This window comes from Enterococcus sp. AZ009, from assembly GCF_050548785.1.
In the GTDB taxonomy this organism is placed as follows: domain Bacteria; phylum Bacillota; class Bacilli; order Lactobacillales; family Enterococcaceae; genus Enterococcus_D; species Enterococcus_D entomosocium.
Genome location: NZ_CP172960.1, coordinates 3,556,765 through 3,575,003, shown reverse-complemented (window position 1 = coordinate 3,575,003; position 18,239 = coordinate 3,556,765). Strand labels below are relative to the sequence as shown.

The window sequence follows — 18,239 nt, the reverse complement described above, 5'->3', positions numbered from 1 at the left end:
AAATTAAAAAAAAATTGAAATATTATTTTGTGAAATGTATAATTATTGAAAAAGGGGGTTAGGTGATGCGTTTTTCACGGTATGTCGATATCATTGAGAACGGTAACGAGACTATTCTTTGCAATACATTAACGCAAGAAATAGTTACTATTGATTCAAAAAAAATGAAAAGTAAAACGGAGATTTCGAGCGAAATAAGTGAAGGTGAACGAAAATATTTATTTGAAAATGGATTTATACACGGTGATTTGGAAAGTTATAAACAGAAAACAATCAATTTAAAGAGAGACTTAGTTACTATCACTATAAATATCACAGAAGATTGCAACTTTTCGTGTACTTATTGTTACCAGAATGATTTCCTTTCTAAAAATGTTATTACTGATCAGACGATAAATAATATAATGCAATACATTTTAGACATTGCTCAGCTAGGCGTTCGGAGACTATATATCTATTTTTTCGGGGGCGAGCCACTTCTTTATAAAAAAAGAATTCTCGCAATTAAAAGTAAGATTGATCAAATTGCGTCAGAGAAATCACTCTCAATTTCTTATGGTTTAGGAACAAACGCCTATCTACTCACTCCAGATTTTATAAATCATTTTGATTCTTTAATTGTCGATACTACACTAACATCTAGAAAAGATCATGATAGAAATAGATCTCTTAAGAGTGGAAGCGGAACGTATGATAAGATTTTTGAAAATCTAGCGGTAGCATCTAAGAGCGGACGTGTTAAAATCCATATTGGTTATAATACATCTGATAAAAATACAGAAGAGTTTCAGTCTTTTCTCGTTACGATCCGCCAAAGTGATATCAAAGCCCATATCAATTGCTATTACATTAATAACTATGAGTTTAATGAAAATTATTTCAATGCATTATCCTATGAAAAATATCTAAAGTGGGTATCTTCAACTGCAATTGATCACCTAATTGAAAACGGTTTCCTGGTGAATGTCTCTCCATTTTCTTCGTATCGCTTTGAGTGCGATGCGTATAATCCTTGGTCTGTAAAGTTTTTCTCTGATGGATCTATAGGGTTATGTAATGCAACAAATTTTTATGAACGTAGAATAATAAAAAGTTTTACAGAATCATCTTCTTTTGCAGAAGATGTTCAATATAGCCTTTATGACCAAAAGAGTGTTCTTCCGAAAAGCAACAATCAGTGTAATTCATGTGAATTAATTGCAGTGTGTCGAGGAAAGGTACAGTGTGATACTTCATGTAACCCCAACTATTCAATTGATAGAGAAACATTCATACGTTCTTTTGTAAAGCATACAAATCTAGGTAACAGAAAATTTTTTACCCAATTTAATTAGGAGTGATTTTATGAAATTATCGCAATATACGATTGTTGAAGAAGTGGATAATGAAATACTTTTGTACAATTCGGTATACTCTGCTATCGTTTTACTAACTCAAAGCGAGTTCCATGATCTACAGACTTTTATTAATAACGATAACTTTGAGAAAACAGAATTATTCTCTTATTTAGAAAATCAAAATATCATTGTTTCCGATGAGATTGATGAAGAAGCAAGATTAGTGTCTGTGGCAAATGAAAAACGATATAATCCTAGTCAAGTAACTTTCACAATTGCCCCTACGATGAACTGTAATTTTTCCTGTTTTTATTGTTACGAGCAAGGGTTTAGACAACATACTATGACTACTGAAACTGCTAAGAAAACAGCTGAGTTTATTCTTAAAAATGTATTACCCCATCAGTCATTGAAAGTAATTTGGTATGGAGGAGAGCCTTTGATGGGATTGAACTCTATTAAAGTTATAAGTGAAATAATAATGAAAAACGAAAAAAAATATAAAAATTTCAACGCAGAAATTGTATCCAATGGTTATTTGCTAACAGAAAAAGTTGCACAACTTTTAAAAAGTTATCACGTTAATTATGCTCAAATTACTCTGGATGGGGATCAGATAAATCATGATTCTAGAAGATGTTTAACAAATGGGAAAGGGACATTTGCAAGAATATTACAGAATATAGTTAAAACTCTAAAATATATTCCAGTAACTGTAAGAGTAAATATAGATAGGGAGAATAATCATGAAGATGTTATTCGTTTGATGAACTCGCTGGATAATTTTAATTTACTTAAGAAAGTTGGCTTTTATCTTGCGCCGGTAGAGGATTTTGATACCTACAAAACACCCACATGTTATACATCCCAAGAGTTTTCGAAAGAAGAAATAATGGTTTATAAAAGTCTTTTGGAAAGAGGGATAAATATTGTTGCCATACCACGGACAACGATTGGGTTCTGCGAAGCTATCAATCGAGATGACTATGTAATCGACCCTAATGGATTTTTATATAAATGCTGGGTTCATATTGGTAAAACGATTGGACGAGTTGGAGATATCTATACAGGAATACAATTGAACAGTGTGCATAAAACATTTACAGAGTACAAATTTTTTTCGAAAGCGAAATGTTCAAGTTGTAAAGTTCAACCTTTGTGTTTAGGAGGCTGTCCGTTAATTCGAATGAATACAGGTGAGTCGAAGTGCGTTAGCTATAAGTACAATATTGAAGAGCATATAAAAATGGCTTCGGCAAGACTAATATAATCTGGTGGAATATTTTTGCTTCAGAAGATTGATAAGGTCTTCTTAAAAAAATAGCTTAGTTAAATAAGGTTACTATGTTACATTGTGAATAGAATCTATACTTACTTATGAAAATAGAAAGCGTAACTCAATTTTCTCATTCATATTGTAATAAATGATTTCTCATATTAAAATTTTTATAAGAAAACTAAATAGTGAGCAAAGCTCACCCCAAGCAGCCTCCGAAACTGTTTTCGGGGGCTGCTTGAGGTTTGGGGGGCTTAGCTAGCTAAGTAATGATCGATCACTAAAAAAATGATCAAAACAGAATAGGCAATTTTTTCTTTTCAATCAAAAAATTTTGATCATTTTATCAAGCAGAGGATGGCACAAGTAAGTGGAAAGTAGGTAGTGGCTATTTTTTTGTTCAGGATGGGGAAGTAGATTTGTCTAGGATACGCCGGAGGATAAACGTTTTGAGGATCATTTGTTTTTGACTTACCTATGTGCCATCACTGCGGAAACCCTGTGGATGAAGGCGTCATGTACGACACCAGATACTCGGATGAGAGCTAAGGACGTTTGATTGCCGTGCCTGACACGCTTTTTCTAACCGCAAAGTCGTAGGGGCTAAAGAGCTACAGCGCTGAGACAGATGACTGCCCCGTGCGATTTTGGGTGTTTTTTGAACCCTACAAGCTGCTATTGCTACGCGTCTATTCGTCGCAAGCTTGGAAGGTCTTCTCATAAAATGCCCGTCAGCTGTCAACAGGCTGCCTTTTGCATCAGGAAGCATCAGCGTTCCAACAAATCTTTTTGATCCAGTAGTCGCCCACTCATTTTGGGCAACTTCTATCCGAGAAAACATTGCGTTAGAAGTATGTCTGTCCGTCTTTTCCAGATAAAAGTCAGCTGAAAGAGGGCTGATACTTAACAAAACGGCAGTTAGGACGACCACAAGCGCTCTCAAAAAAACTCAGTCCTTTCTTTTCAATGGTCATTGTTCTTATCTGCACTTCATGATAGCACCGAAACGCGAATTATTTTTCGCGTTTTTTTGTTTTTAAAATAAAAAATTAGGTATTCGCTTTTTTGGGTTAAATGGTATACCTGAGATGGAATAAAAATAATAAAAGAAAGGACAGGATTTACAATGAAGAAAACATCATTAGTTGCAGGTTTCGTTTTAGGTGTAGGCGTTTTGTTTACTCTAGGTGCATGCTCAACAGTGGAAGAATCAGGGGAAGTGGTCTCTGGGTCTGGAACGGAAACGTTGATCAGCGATTCGTCAGATGAAGTAGTTGTGGGAAGTGAAAAATTGAGTGATGACGGGTATTTTGAAGAAATCGTAACTAAGGGAATCGATCCGAAAATCAAAGACGTCGTTTGGTATGAAACGAATTATGAAAATGCTGGTTGGGATCACATTCGCTTTTTAGTGAATCATGTAAAAATCGTGAATGTAGAAGAATTCAAAGACAAAGACAAAGAATACAAAACATTGCTCTCACTGAAATATCAATTGTTTAATGAAGATTCGAAAGACAAAAAAATCAAACCTGACAAAGCCTATTTGGTGTTGAATGATGGCAAAAAAGTAGAAGCGGAAGTGTTTGTGGACTACTTAGATGATGAGATTTTGACCCATGACAAACATAAAGATGGCTTTATTCATTTTAAAGTGGCGCAAGAACAAAGTTTGCCAGCGATCAAAGCGGTCGAAATCGAATTTAAAGCAGATGGAGATTTGACACATACGTACCATATTGATCTATCTTCCGCTGCTGAAAAATAGTATCTAACGATAGGAGGTAAAAAAAATGGATACTAGCAAGAAAAAACTATCATTGTTGAGTTTTTTTGCAATAACTGCTTCAATGGTGATGACGGTATATGAGTATCCAACCTTTGCGACATCGAAGATGAATTTAGTTTTTTATTTACTCGTCGGCGGTTTCCTCTGGTTTATCCCTGTAGCCCTTTGCTCTGCGGAGATGGCTACTGTAAAGGGATGGGAAAAAGGGGGACTCTATACCTGGGTCTCAAAAACATTAGGGAGAAAATGGGGCTTTGCTGCCATTTTCTTCCAATGGTTCCAAATCACGGTAGGCTTTATTACGATGATTTACTTTATTGTCGGGGCGCTTTCCTATGCCCTAAATTGGCCGGCTCTTAATACGAATGTTTGGCTGAAGCTGATTGCCACTTTAGTGATCTTTTGGCTGATCACGATCTCGCAATTTGGCGGAACAAAAAATACTGCGAAGATTGCCAAAGTAGGGTTCTTTGTGGGGATCGTCGCAACAGGGATCATTCTTTTTATCTTAGGAATTGTCTACATTGCTCAAGGGAATCCCGTCAAAGTTTCTTTTGGATCAGGCGCTTGGATTCCTGATTTCACGAAAATCAATACGCTGGTCGTTTTTGTTTCCTTTATTTTAGCCTATGCAGGGGTTGAATCTTCTGCCAGTCACGTAAAAGATATGGACAATCCTGGAAAGAATTACCCGAAAGCTATTTTGATTTTAGTTGTAGCAACGATTCTTTTGGATACGTTAGGTGGGGCAACGGTGGCTGCCACGATTCCCCAAAATCAATTGTCTCTTGATACTGGCGTGATTCAAGCCTATTCTTATTTGATCCATCATTTTGGCGGCGGAGAATGGCTGGTTCGTTTGATTGCCGTGGTCATCTGTTTAGGTGTCATTGCAGAAATTGCTGCTTGGGTGGTCGGCCCATCGACTGCGATGCTTGAAGCAGCTGAAAATGGCTTGCTGCCAAAACAAATGGCCAAAGTCAATCAACACAATGTCCCAATCAATATCGTTTTGGTACAAGGCATCATTGTTTCCATTTGGGCGGTTGTCTTGACATTAGGCGGTGGAGGCGCCAATCTATCCTTCTTCGTTGCGATGGCGTTGACGGTCTGCATCTATCTGGTGGCTTATGTCCTCTTGTTTCTTTCCTATATTAAATTAGTCAAAGAAAAAGACGACTTAACAAGAACGTATCATATTCCTGGTGGGAAAAATGTGAAAATTGGTGTTGCGATGGTTGGTTTGCTTGTTTCTATTTTTTCTTTCTTTATTTCCTTCTTTCCACCGAGCGATATCGGCACCGGAAAGGGCGGAACCTATTTAGCCATCTTGATCATCAGTTGGCTGATTATTGTCGTGATACCGTTTGTCATCTATAAATATGTAGGTGAAAAAGCAAGCGATAAAAAATAAAAAGCACAACCTATGAGGAGGAGAGCTGCATGTTATTTAGTAAAAAAAATCGAAAAGAAGCCCAATATTTGGAGCCTATCTATGGGAATGAGGCAATGGATCAAGCGATCCCTATGTACAAATTACCAAAAGAGTCCTTGGTACCGCGGGATGCCTATGAATTAGTCAAAGATCAATTGATCGATGAAGGGGTCTCAAGACAAAATTTGGCGACGTTCTGTCAAACCTACATGGAACCAGAAGCAGTCAAAATTATGAGTGAAACCCTTGATAAAAACGCCATCGATAAAACCGAGTACCCACGGACAGCAGAAATTGAAAACCGCTGTGTCAATATGATCGCTGATTTATGGCATGCCCCAGAAGCGTCCGATTTTATCGGTACATCAACGGTAGGCTCAAGTGAAGCGTGTATGTTAGGTGGATTGGCCTTAAAATTTGCTTGGCGCAATCGGGCAAAAAAACTTGGCTTAGATATCAATAAACAAAAACCAAACTTAGTGATTTCTTCTGCCTATCAAGTCGTTTGGGAAAAATTCTGTGTCTACTGGGACATTGAAATGCGAACGATCCCTATCGATGAAGAACATGGCAGCATTAATGTTGAAAAGGTCACGGACTATTTAGATGAATATACGATCGGGGTCGTTGGTATTTTAGGAATCACTTACACTGGACGATACGATGATATCAAAGCACTAGACAAGAAATTAGAGGAATACAACAAACACACCGACTACAAAGTCTACATCCACGTGGATGCGGCTAGTGGGGGATTGTACACGCCATTTATGGAACCAGAACTTGAATGGGATTTCCGTTTGAAAAACGTTCGTTCCATCAGTACGTCTGGACATAAATATGGGTTAGTCTACCCTGGTATCGGTTGGGTGCTTTGGAAAGAAAAAGATTTCTTACCAGAAGAGTTGGTCTTTAAAGTAAGTTATCTTGGCGGTGAAATGCCAACGATGGCCATCAACTTTTCAAGAAGCGCCAGCCAAATCATCGGACAATATTACACCTTTATCCGCAATGGGTTTGAAGGCTACCGCTTGATCCACAAAAAGACCAGCGATGTTGCCCAATATTTAGCAAAAGAGATTGAAAACATGGGTTACTTCGATATTTATAATGATGGTTCACGGTTGCCGATCGTCTGCTACAAATTAAAAGAAGATGCCGATATTTCTTGGAATCTGTATGATTTGACGGATGAATTTGCGATGAAAGGCTGGCAAGTCCCTACCTATCCATTACCTGATAATCTATCACATATCAATATCCAACGCTTTGTCTGCCGGGCAGATTTAAGTATGCAAATGGCAATGGATCTGGTGCAAGACATGAAAGAAGGAATCGAGCGCTTGAACAAGCGACCAAGCCGTCATGTTTCATCCGATCAAACCTATGGCTTTTCACATTAAGAAACGGTATCGCTAGAAACCCTTTCATTGCTTTTTTCAATGAATAAAAAGTCCCTTTATGAAACGTTTTTTGCAAGACTGAATGAACCTTGGTTTATAGAAAAATCAAAGGCGGTTGCATCGACTGCCTTTGATTTTTTTGTTTGTAAGAACGGGTAAGCACTTGATAGTGTCGTTTTTTAAGAGAAAGTAAAAAAACAGTGCTTGATAATTTCATTTATTGACATTTCTGACTTGTGATAGTATTAATTATTATGGTCTAAATATATTTTTTTAGAGAAGAACGTTTTACATAAACGAAAAGGAAATCTTAGAACGTTGTCGTGAGGGAATTCTTAGGGAAATTCGTCTTGCATCGAGGGTTTTTGTTTGTCAGTCATGGTTTGTTGGGGAGTAAGTGAAGGAAAAATATGTGTAGAAAGGGCCTGTTTTTACTGCGCTTGTTTGTTTCATAAGTAACGTACTGCTATCTTTTTCTGTAAATTGGTTGTAACTATTCTGAATGAATATAGATTTACACTGGAGGAAAAACAGTCATGTATAAAGAAGACTTACTGGATAAGGACTTAAAATTAGAGTATATCTTGCTCAAATTTTTGTATTTATCGACCGGTCATATCAAAAAAAGTGATGCGTGTCGGGAATTAGATATTACGATGCCGACCTTGACGAAATTATCAGAGAGCCTTCAACGGCAACTAAAAAATGAGAAGGTCTCATTTATCATCAATCGTTATACGTTGGAACTGCAAGTAACCGATAGTGTCTCACTGGATGATTTGACCGACACGCTATTGAAAAAATCTGCTAAATATCAAATCATCCATTATTTGTTTCAACATGCAGGCTATGATGCCTTCGTCTTGGCTGATGAATTAAACATAAGTGTGGGGACCCTCAATCGATTGATTGCTGAGTGCAATCAGTTGTTGCAGCATTTTGAATTAAAGATCAGAAACAAAAAACTAGTTGGAACGATGACACAACGCATTTATTTTTACTATAATTTTTTCAAAATGGGTGCGACAACGATCGATTCTGTTTTGATCGATGACCTGGTTGCGGAGTTAGCGAAAAAAATAACCTTATCGATTGCCCAACAAAAGCAGCTGAAGATCTGGTTGTATGTGATTATGAAAAAAGTCACGTCTCACACGACCTTGGGAAGTTTAAGTCCAGAAGAACAAACCAAAATCGAGCGCTGCCAAGAGATGCCCCTCTGTCACTTTATTCGACAGATCTATGCTTCTAAAAAATGTATCTGCTCAGTAGATGAAGCGAAGATCGTGCCATTCTTTATCTGTCTCTTCCTCATTACGGTGGGCGGGATTCCTTACGAGGAACTTCGCTTAGGATTGTACACCAATAAAAATCCCGTCTTTGAGATCACCGATGAAGTCATGGCAGCAATCCAGTCCATTTATCGTCTTGATGCCTCGCATACGACGATCGATATCAAAGCCAATGTCTTTTCCTTAATCGCACAAGTTTATTACTTTCATGGAGTGAATTATTCCATCGATCGAGTCACGCTAAATTATTACCACAAAATGTTTCACAATTCCTTGCGGGATCAAGTGATCTCAGACATTCTGGAACACATTATTGCACCGACCAACTTGTTTACGCCCACGAAACTCAACTATCTCAAGAAACGCCTAGTCTTTTTAATTTATATGTTATCGCCTAAAGAAGAATATCGGGTACGGATCGGGGTCTTAAATATGTGCTCTAGTCTTTTGGCGGATGCTTCGATTTACTTGTTAAAAAATGAACTAAAAGGCAAGCAAAATGTTGTTGTTTTACCCTATACTCCGGACGAGACGTTTGACTTGTTGATTTCCAATGCCAATCTCCCCCAATTAGGGAACAATTATGACCAATTTTATCAAGTGACCGCCATTGGTGCCGATTTAGACGTCAATCAGGTTTCTGCGATCGTCGATCAAATTGCTTATTCTAAGTATCATTCTTTTGTGGTGTGAGCCATCACTTGTTAGTTAAAAAGCAGCGAGTCAACGGATAGGTGATTCGCTGCTTTTTCAATTATCTGCGAAGTAGGGAAAGGAAAAGGCGCTTGAATTGCTCTTATCATTGATGACGGAATGAAAACAGGGATCAGTCAAGCAGCTTTCTGCTAGATAATGTGTCCAGTATCCTTGTATAACGTATCGCAACAGAGCAGAAGACATCAAGCGTGAAAATAACAGAAGGGATTCAAAATGCTGGTTTTGGAAGGATGTAAAAAAAAGACCCACATAATGATGTGAGTCTGCAATCGTTAGTTCTGATTTTCTAATTTTTCTAGAACCTTTTTGGGAATTGCATCTTTTTCAACGCTATTCGGGCCTTTTATTGTGCGCTTTTCACTGATCACCGCTTTTACATAAGAATTTGGGGTTAAGGGTTTTGCGTTATCTTCTGATAATGAAACCTCGAGTGTTTGTGTGCTACCATCTTCTTTTACAAAGTTTAACGTGTAATCGTAAGAATACCAAGGCGACTGGTCGCCGATGCCGCTTTTACTTTCATGTTCTACCTTAGGGAGAATCTCAGATGGGACATACGCGTAAGCTGTTTGTCCTGAGTAGGTGGATTGATAATATTCATAGCCTTTGTATCCGGCAAACCCTAAAAGTACGACTAAGACGAATCCGATTATTTTTTTCATATAAACCATCCTTATCCTCAAATATGGAGATATTATAACAGAATGGTTCTATAGATGACCTTTCAACAGACGAACAGTTTTGCAAGGAGAAATGTTACTAGCCAGTCGTGGAAAAGTGGGGAACGCCGCTAATAAAGGGTTCTATCTATAAATCGTCAGGGGATTGTTGCTTAGAGTGACTAGAAATAAGTGCGGAATCAGGCGAAAAGACCTTAATAAAAAAACGCAGCATGGAAAATGTTTCTTTTTTGTATGCTCACCAGCAGACTATTTGATAAGACGTGTCGTTGTTTTTTTCACTATAGAAAGATGAAAAACGGCGCATCAGTTTAATAAAAAACCAGCAAAGACGAGCTCTTACGGAGCGTCTTTGCTGGTTTTTTTCTACTGAAAATGTTTGAGCGCAGGCCATGACAGCTGCTTACGGCTCGATTTTACTATACAAATCGAGGGCTCTTTTCCTGGCTTCGTTATGGTCGACTATAGGCAACGGATAGTCGGTGCCTAAAACTACCTTTAGGTCGGCTTGTTCTTCGTCAGTCATCAGGTAAGGTTCGTGGATGAATTTTAGCGGCAACTGGGCGAGTTCGGGAACAAATTGTTTGATAAACGTCCCCTCTTTGTCGAATTTTTTCCCCTGAGTGATGGGGTTGAAAATTCGAAAGTAAGGAACCGCATCGGTGCCAGTCGAAGCTGCCCACTGCCAGCCGCCGATATTGCTGGCAGCGTCGTAGTCGATCAATTGTCGAGCAAAATAGGCTTCTCCTTGCCGCCAGTCGATCAATAAATCTTTGGTTAGAAAGGAAGCGACGATCATCCGTAGACGGTTATGCATCCAACCGGTTTGATTCAGCTGCCGCATCGCGGCATCAATGATCGGATAGCCGGTTTGTCCTGCTTGCCATTTGTTAAACGCCTCTTCATCCTTTTGCCAATCCATGTTTCGATATTTCTCAATGAGTTCATAGTTTTTTTGCTCCGGATGAGTGAAGTAGATCATATGATAAAAATCTCGCCAAGCCAGTTCTTTTAAAAAGGTCGCTTTGCCAGTGCTGGGTGGCATCCCTTGGCAAGCGGCCCAAACCTTCCGAATAGAGAGTTGTCCAAAAGACAAGAAAGGGGACAGGCGGCTGGTTCCTTTGATCGAAGGGAGATCACGGTCTTTTTCATAGGCGGCCAAACGCTTTTGCACAAAGGCCTGCAATTGTTTATGTGCATAGTCTTCCCCAACGATCGTTGAAAAATCGGTCTTTCTATTTTTTAGCAGCTTAGCAAGCAGCGCTGTCCCTGCTTTGAAGTGAGGGGCATCATTAAAATGAGCGGCTTTTTCAAAATCAAGGGCCTGCTTTTGATAGACCGGTTTGGGCAGCTGGATCCATTTCTTATAATAGGGCGTAAATTTTTTGTAATACGTCCCGTCCTCTTTGGTGACTTCCGTTGGTTGGTGCAGATGATGTTCTTCAAAGGAATGGACAGTGACGCCTTTTTTCTCGACCAATTCTTTTATATAGAGGTCGCGTTTACGACCAAATCCACGGTTATCAAAGTTGAAGTACAGTTGGCTCCATTCTGGATAGTGAGCGAACAACTGATCAAAGGCTTCTGTCAAAGTCCCCGTCAAGAGGTGGATCGTCAGATTTTGCTTTTTGGCAGCCTCGATAAAGTGAGCAACCGCGCTAAAAAAGTAATCATGGCTTGGTGCATCGGGGAGAAACTGCTTTTCATTGAGATGAAACACACACAACAATTGGTCGTTTGCTTGAAGAGACAAAAGCGCCTCAGTAAGCGCCGTATTGTCCTCTAAGCGCAGATCCTTTCTAAACCACATCACATGAATTGCCATAACAACCTCCTTGATAGTATAACCGTGCTAAAAAAACGATCGGATTTCGTTTATAGTAAAGGAAAGATGGGATTTATTCAAATTTGGCGATTGCGTAAGGAAAATTGCTGTTTCAGCAAGTCGAGGGATGCTTACAGGGTTTGTTTTAATTGGTACACCGATTTGAATAGGCGCTTGTCATTTACCGTTTCGTTTCTGCAAATCGTCTCTTCTTAATAAATAATAGGTAAAAAATGAGTAGTAGGGGATGAAATGAGTTACATTTGCGTAACGAGAACGTATATAATCATAGTATATAGTGAGGCTTTTTACTTTAGCGTTTATTAATAAGCGCATATTTGGATGGAGTGAAGGATGATCAAAAACAAATTACAGCAATACAAAATTTTAACGATTTTACTGATACTTGTGACGGTTGGATTAATTCTCTTTTTAAATCAGATGATTTATGCTTGGCAGGCCATTGAAATTTTGGCGATTCTTCTTTGTGGCTACTTAGTGGTTTTTGATCAAAGGGATGGAACTTCGAAGATTGCTTGGATCTTAGCTTTATTGTTTTTACCGATTGTAGGAGTCATGTTGTATTATTTAATTGGTCGTGAACCTCGGTTAAGGAAATTGCCCAAACAGCAGATACAAAATGAACGGGAAGTACAGCGAACGGTTTCGGCTATTCTGCAAGAACATTCAGAGATCATTCATGGAAAACATGATCTCTCCACTGAGATTTTTCATCTTTCGGGCAAGTATCCCACAACTAATAATCATCTGACTGTATTAAACGAAGGCGCTGAGGCGTTCGCTTCTTTGCTGGAAGATATCAAGAAAGCCAAGCATCATGTGCATGTGTTTTTTTATATCGTTAAAGGGGATGAAACAGGGGAGGAGCTGACAAATGTTCTGGTCGAAAAGGCCAAACAAGGGGTGGAAGTTCGGTTTATGTATGATAGCGTGGGGTCGATCGCCTTTCCTAATCAATTATTATTATTGATGCGAAAGAATGGGGTAGAGGTGCGCACGTATGATTTGTTGAATTCGCCTTGGCTAAGTAATAAAGCGAACTGGCGCAATCACCGTAAAATGGTCGTTATTGATGGTGAGGTTGCACATACAGGAGGCATGAATATTGGAAATGAATATAGTGGGCGAGGCAGTAAGTTTTCTTATTGGCGAGACACAAACATCCGGATAGAAGGACCTGCTGTTCTAGAAGTACAAGAATGCTTTATTTATGATTGGCTCTTTCTTGATGAAACGGAAGAAACGGTCACTCATTTTTTGACACAGACAGCTACGTATTTTCCGTTGAAGACCGACGTTCAAAGCGGTTCGGAAATCGTTCAGGTAATCTACGGCGGACCCTATGATAGCGAGCGAATCATTAAGGATTCCTTTAATGACCTCATTGGAAAGGCAACGGATTCGATTAAGATCGCAATGCCTTACTTTATTCCTGATGAAGAAAGTTTAGGTGCGCTTAGAAGAGCAGCACGGTGTGGGATCAACGTACAATTGATTGTGCCGGGAAAAGGGGATCGAGGAATTTCTTTTCATGGCACGAATTCGTTTATTGATGAATTATTATCTGCCGGCGTCGAAGTCTACACCTATGATGAGACTGCTTTTATTCACTGTAAATATATGATCGTCGATGAGTTTGCTGCAACGATCGGGTCAACAAATTTTGATATTCGTAGTTTTTACCTTAACCATGAGTTATCTATGTTCATCTATGGGCCGTCGAAAATAATCACAGAGTTAAATCAGCAATTTATGGAAGACTTAGCTCATGCAAAATTAGTAGAAAAAGAAGAATGGCAAGCCAGAAGCCTTTTGACGAAAACAAAAGAAAAAATCAGTGGCTTGTTTGTTCCGATTCTTTGAAGGAAGATAGTGAACAAAGGAATGAAATATTCTGATCCATCAGTCTCATATATGATTGTCCTATGATTCCTAGCGGATAGCATCTTCTCAGCTAGGGATCATTTTTTGTTTGTGCTAATCTATTGGCTGCATGGATGGAGAGTCTAGCGAATTGCTAGGATTTGTAGTGATTAAGCGATGGGGGTGAGTGAGACGGTGCGTTCACCTGAATCTGTCTACGATCATTCGATTTTTTGTGTGTAATGCCCCGTTTTTATGTGAGAGGGATAGGAGCTGCTCGTGTCTTTAGAAGATCGTTTTTGAAGAAGCGGGGAACAATGAGACCTCTTTTTCATGTTCCGCGCTATTTCATGACGAATCGTGAAACAAACGTCTCAGTTTCAGTCCTTCCTATTGAAATAAGCAATAATTTACGAGATATTGAAATCGGTTACAAGAGTTTTATCCGGAGAAACTTGATGTGATTGAAAGCCAATTTCTTTCAGGGAGGAAAAATATGAGTGAATCAAAATCTATCATCAATGATCGAATAATGCCTGTAATGGGGAAAATTAGTCAGATAAAAGCGATTCGAGCGATTCAATATGGGGCGATGTCTACCATGCCATTGACATTGGGGGTCAGTCTGATCGCTATTTTAGTCAATCTGCCCGTTGAGCCTTGGTTGGCTTGGTTAGCGCAAACTGGGATCGATGAACATATGCGTGCCACCATCAAGGTGACAATGGAAATTACTGCGTTGTATATGACGTTTATGATTGGTTATCATAATGCCAATGAAAGAGATTCAAGTCCTGTGACCGGTGGGATATTATCTTTGGCCTCGTTTTTCGTTTTGATGCCGCAAGTGATTCCCTATGATGGGGGCGAAGTAGCCGGACTAAATTTTGACTATATCGGCAGTAATGGTATTTTCGGCGGGATGATCGTAGCGCTATTGGTGTCTAGTCTATATTGTGTATTGGACAAAAAAGGCTTGGTCGTTAAACTGCCAAACTCGGTGCCGCCAATGGTTGCCCAGTCGCTTTCGCCGACCTTTATTGCCATTATTATATTTGTACTTGTTTGCTTAGCTCGCATCGGCTTTAGTCTAACTGCGTGGGGCGATTATTTTGATTTTATCAATGGCGTGGTCGGAGCACCGATTATGAACTTGGGAGCAACACCGATTTCGGCGATTATTTTTATGATCACTATTTCGATCTTCTGGTTTTTTGGGATCCATCCCAATACGATCCTCAGCATTTACTTGCCGGTCTTAATGGCTACAGGGGTTGCCAATCTTACTGCTTTTATGGATGGGGAGCCGATGCCGCATTTGGCATTTTCGGCGGTGATGGCTTTTTATTCACTTGGAGGCGCCGGCAATACCTTAGGAATCTCGTTGTTGATTCCCTTTATTTCAAAATCACAGCGCTATAAAACCCTCGGAAAACTCAGCTTGGCACCAGCGATCTTTAACATCAATGAGCCGTTAGTGTTTGGTTTGCCGCTGATGTTAAATCCGATCTTCTTTATTCCGATGGTCAGTACTTCTTTGGTAAATGGGATTATAGGGATCATCGGCTACAATCTTGGGGTGTATGACACACTGAACCCTTCGATCTCACTGCCTTGGATCATGCCAGCCTTCATTGGACCGATCTTGACCATCGGGATCAAAGGTGTGATTGCGGTAGTCATTGCGATTTGTATCAATGGGTTGATCTACTTGCCGTTTTTCTTAAAAGCCGACAAGCTGGCATTGGCGGAAGAGCAAGCGCTTGAAGATGAGGTTATGGCAGAGAAAGTCACAGAGGCGGTCTAAAGAAAGACAGGAGGATCAGTCATTAACATGAGTTTACCAGAAGGATTTTTATGGGGCGGCGCTACCGCTGCCAATCAATATGAAGGTGGCTTTGATGAAGGCGGCAGAGGACTATCCACATTGGATATTGTTACCAGCGGCAGTCAGGAACAGCCCCGTCAGCTTACCGTGAAAGATGCGCAAGGCAAAATCCACAACATTTCTATGTATGAAGGAATGCCAGAGAATTGCCAAGGATACTTAGACGAAAATCAGTATTATCCTAGCCATCGCGCCACAGATTTTTATCATCATTGGCAAGAAGACATTGCTTTATTTGCTGAACAAGGCTACAAGGCTTATCGGATGTCGATCAGCTGGACACGGATTTTTCCTGATGGAACGAAAGAATCACTTAATGAAGAAGGAATTCTCTTCTATGAAAGGATCTTCAATGAACTGCTCAAATACGGCATTGAACCAATCGTTACCTTAAATCATTTTGATATGCCGCTGGCTTTAGCTGAAAGCCGTGAAGGATGGCTGGATCGGCGCACGATTGAAGATTTTCTCGATTATGCAGTCTTGTTGTTCGAGCGTTTTAAAGAGCAAGTGAAGTACTGGATCACCTTCAATGAAATCAATTTTTTGAATGGCTATGTTTTTTTAGGGATCAAAGGAAAAGACTTAGGAAAAAGGGCGCAAGCATTGCATCATGTCTTTCTTGCTAGTGCCCGCTGCGTGATGGAAGGGAAAAAAATCAATCCCGATTTTCAAATTGGAATAATGCTTGCCAGTGCTGGTATGTACCCAGAAACCTGTAATCCAAACGACAGTATGCGGGAAATCGAAATTTCTAGAATGTTCAAGTATCTGTATAGCGATGTTCAGTGCCGTGGCTATTACCCTGAATATGCCTTGAAGGAGTATGAACGAAACGGCTGGCAGCTGGTCATGGAATCAGATGATCTTGCTCTTTTACGCGTAGGGACGGTCGATTTTCTTTCTTTCAGCTACTACAATTCAGCGGTCATCTCCACAAAAGAACAAGAAAAAACGAGCCGTGGCAATATGATGGAAGCGGTAAAGAATCCCTACTTAGAGGAATCGGAGTGGGGTTGGCCGATTGATCCGACAGGTTTGCGGATCGTATTGAACCAATTGTATGATCGCTACCAGCTGCCGTTGTTTATTGTAGAAAACGGCTTAGGCGCACTTGACACTTTTAACGAACAAAAAGAGATCATTGACGATGCGCGTATCGCTTACCTCAGTGCCCATATTGAGCAGATGATCAAAGCGGTTGTACATGATGGCGTGAAACTAATGGGCTATACACCGTGGGGCTGTATTGATATCATATCGGCAGGAACTGGGGAAATGAAAAAACGTTATGGGTTCATTTATGTAGACTTGGATGATACTGGAAAAGGGACTTTTGCCCGCAAAAAGAAAAAATCATTTTATTGGTACAAAAAAGTGATTGAATCTAATGGCACCTCGATCCAAGCAAAGTCTTGATTCAACCTGGAGGTTTTTTATGACAAAGACAGAGACTGATACACCTACCCAGATCACGTATTCCGTCCATTGCCAAGGATACGATTGGGGACCGGCAAACCATAAAATTGTGATTGATTTTGGACAAGTGATCGATGAGCAAGTAGATGCCTCGTTTTTTGAAGTACTAGGAGAAAAAGAAGGCTTTGATTGGTCGACGAAAATGCCAAAGCAGATAAAAGGCAAGATTGAACTCAAAGAGGCTTATTTATCTGATTCGACAGGACAAAAGCAACCCGTCGATCTGCCGACGACGTGCGTTACATTGGCGTTGCAGGTTCATCCTGATGCCCCTTTGACATCACCCTTTGTCTTTAATCCACAGCTGTTTTTGAATCAAAAGCGACAGACGATGTATACGATCACGCTAAAGAAGCCTCTGTGTATTAATGGTTCTTCTTTGAACGCGCTCGTTTTGACGAACCAACAGTTTGAAGAAACCGTTTATGAAGGGACCGAGCAATTTCTGCAAAAAGAATTTTTTTATGAAGATGCTGAGTTTGGTGAGATCACTTTACACCATGCACTTTTTGAACCGAAGGATAAAGAGAAGCATCCCCTAATCATTCTTTTGCACGGCGCGGGCGAAGGCGGAACCGATCCTGAAATTGCGCTTTTGGGCAATAAAGTGGTTGCTTGGGCTGATCCCGAAGTACAAGCGATGTTTGGTGGCGCCTATGTTCTGGTTCCTCAAGTGCCAGATATGTGGATGAACGATGGAAGCGGCGGTTACACTCAAGATGGCACTAGCAAGTATACCCGAGCTGTCAGCCGTTTGATTGATGAAGCAGTTCAGACCTTTGAAACGATCGATCCAACGCGGATCTATTTAGGCGGCGGCTCCAATGGCGGCTTTATGACCATCAATCTGCTTTTAAGAAAGCCCAATTTTTTCGCGGCAGCTTTTCCTATTTGTCAGGCCTATAAGACACAATGGCTCGATCAAAGACAACTTGAAGGCCTCAAGGAGGTCCCACTTTGGTTGACTCATGGCATTCACGATCAAGTCGTTTCCTTTAACGAGCATAGTCAGTCATTATATGAAACGCTAAAAGCGATGAACCATCCGAATCTTCACGTGACTGCACTTGAAGCGATAACGGACGAAACAGGCTGCTATCAGGACGGTACGGGGGCACCGTATCGCTACAATGATCATTGGGCATGGATTCCAGTTTATAATGGTGAGATTGCGAATGAAACCCAGTCGTTGTTTCACTGGCTAGCAAAGCAAAAACGATAATGGGTTATCACC

At 40.0% G+C, this 18,239-nt stretch carries 12 protein-coding genes; 10 read left to right on the top strand and 2 right to left on the bottom strand.

The window, feature by feature from the left end:
• Positions 1–65 precede the first annotated feature (65 nt).
• The 6 genes from IGJ74_RS16950 to IGJ74_RS16925 all read left to right on the top strand — a co-directional run bounded on the left by IGJ74_RS16950 (position 66) and on the right by IGJ74_RS16925 (position 9,225).
• Positions 66–1,334 (top strand): radical SAM protein, encoded by a 1,269-nt coding sequence (locus tag IGJ74_RS16950; protein WP_005230552.1) that lies wholly within the window; start codon positions 66–68, stop codon positions 1,332–1,334.
• 10 nt (positions 1,335–1,344) lie between these two features.
• Positions 1,345–2,607 (top strand): radical SAM/SPASM domain-containing protein, encoded by a 1,263-nt coding sequence (locus IGJ74_RS16945; protein WP_005233213.1) that lies wholly within the window; start codon positions 1,345–1,347, stop codon positions 2,605–2,607.
• A 1,132-nt stretch (positions 2,608–3,739) separates the two neighbouring features.
• Positions 3,740–4,381, top strand: coding sequence for a hypothetical protein (locus IGJ74_RS16940; protein ID WP_005230557.1), 642 nt, complete (start codon positions 3,740–3,742; stop codon positions 4,379–4,381).
• Positions 4,382–4,406: 25 nt separating this feature from the next.
• Positions 4,407–5,816 (top strand): amino acid permease, encoded by a 1,410-nt coding sequence (locus IGJ74_RS16935; RefSeq protein ID WP_005230559.1) that lies wholly within the window; start codon positions 4,407–4,409, stop codon positions 5,814–5,816.
• A gap of 29 nt (positions 5,817–5,845) precedes the next feature.
• Positions 5,846–7,240, top strand: a complete 1,395-nt coding sequence (locus IGJ74_RS16930; protein ID WP_005233215.1) for a glutamate decarboxylase — start codon at positions 5,846–5,848, stop codon at positions 7,238–7,240.
• A gap of 536 nt (positions 7,241–7,776) precedes the next feature.
• Entirely contained in the window at positions 7,777–9,225 is a 1,449-nt protein-coding gene (locus tag IGJ74_RS16925) for a helix-turn-helix domain-containing protein (RefSeq protein WP_008380272.1), read from the top strand.
• Positions 9,226–9,521: 296 nt separating this feature from the next.
• On the opposite strand, the gene IGJ74_RS16920 is transcribed toward IGJ74_RS16925, so the two are convergent.
• A complete protein-coding gene (locus IGJ74_RS16920; protein ID WP_035006924.1) occupies positions 9,522–9,911 on the bottom strand; it encodes a YxeA family protein in 390 nt (129 codons plus the stop codon).
• Between the two features lie 421 nt (positions 9,912–10,332).
• The gene (locus tag IGJ74_RS16915; RefSeq protein WP_008380268.1) at positions 10,333–11,754 is read right to left on the bottom strand and encodes a cryptochrome/photolyase family protein; all 1,422 of its coding nucleotides are present in this window, start codon (positions 11,752–11,754) and stop codon (positions 10,333–10,335) included.
• Positions 11,755–12,108: 354 nt separating this feature from the next.
• On the opposite strand from IGJ74_RS16915, the gene cls reads away from it, so the two are divergent.
• The 4 genes from cls (at position 12,109) to IGJ74_RS16895 (ending at position 18,227) form a co-directional block, all read left to right on the top strand.
• Positions 12,109–13,638, top strand: a complete 1,530-nt coding sequence (gene cls, locus IGJ74_RS16910; protein WP_008380266.1) for a cardiolipin synthase — start codon at positions 12,109–12,111, stop codon at positions 13,636–13,638.
• A gap of 496 nt (positions 13,639–14,134) precedes the next feature.
• The gene (locus tag IGJ74_RS16905; RefSeq protein WP_087664523.1) at positions 14,135–15,445 is read left to right on the top strand and encodes a PTS sugar transporter subunit IIC; all 1,311 of its coding nucleotides are present in this window, start codon (positions 14,135–14,137) and stop codon (positions 15,443–15,445) included.
• A 27-nt stretch (positions 15,446–15,472) separates the two neighbouring features.
• Positions 15,473–16,945, top strand: coding sequence for a glycoside hydrolase family 1 protein (locus tag IGJ74_RS16900; RefSeq protein WP_087664524.1), 1,473 nt, complete (start codon positions 15,473–15,475; stop codon positions 16,943–16,945).
• Positions 16,946–16,964: 19 nt separating this feature from the next.
• Complete coding sequence (locus tag IGJ74_RS16895) at positions 16,965–18,227, top strand: prolyl oligopeptidase family serine peptidase (RefSeq protein WP_430608616.1); 1,263 nt, start codon at positions 16,965–16,967, stop codon at positions 18,225–18,227.
• Positions 18,228–18,239: the final 12 nt, after the last annotated feature.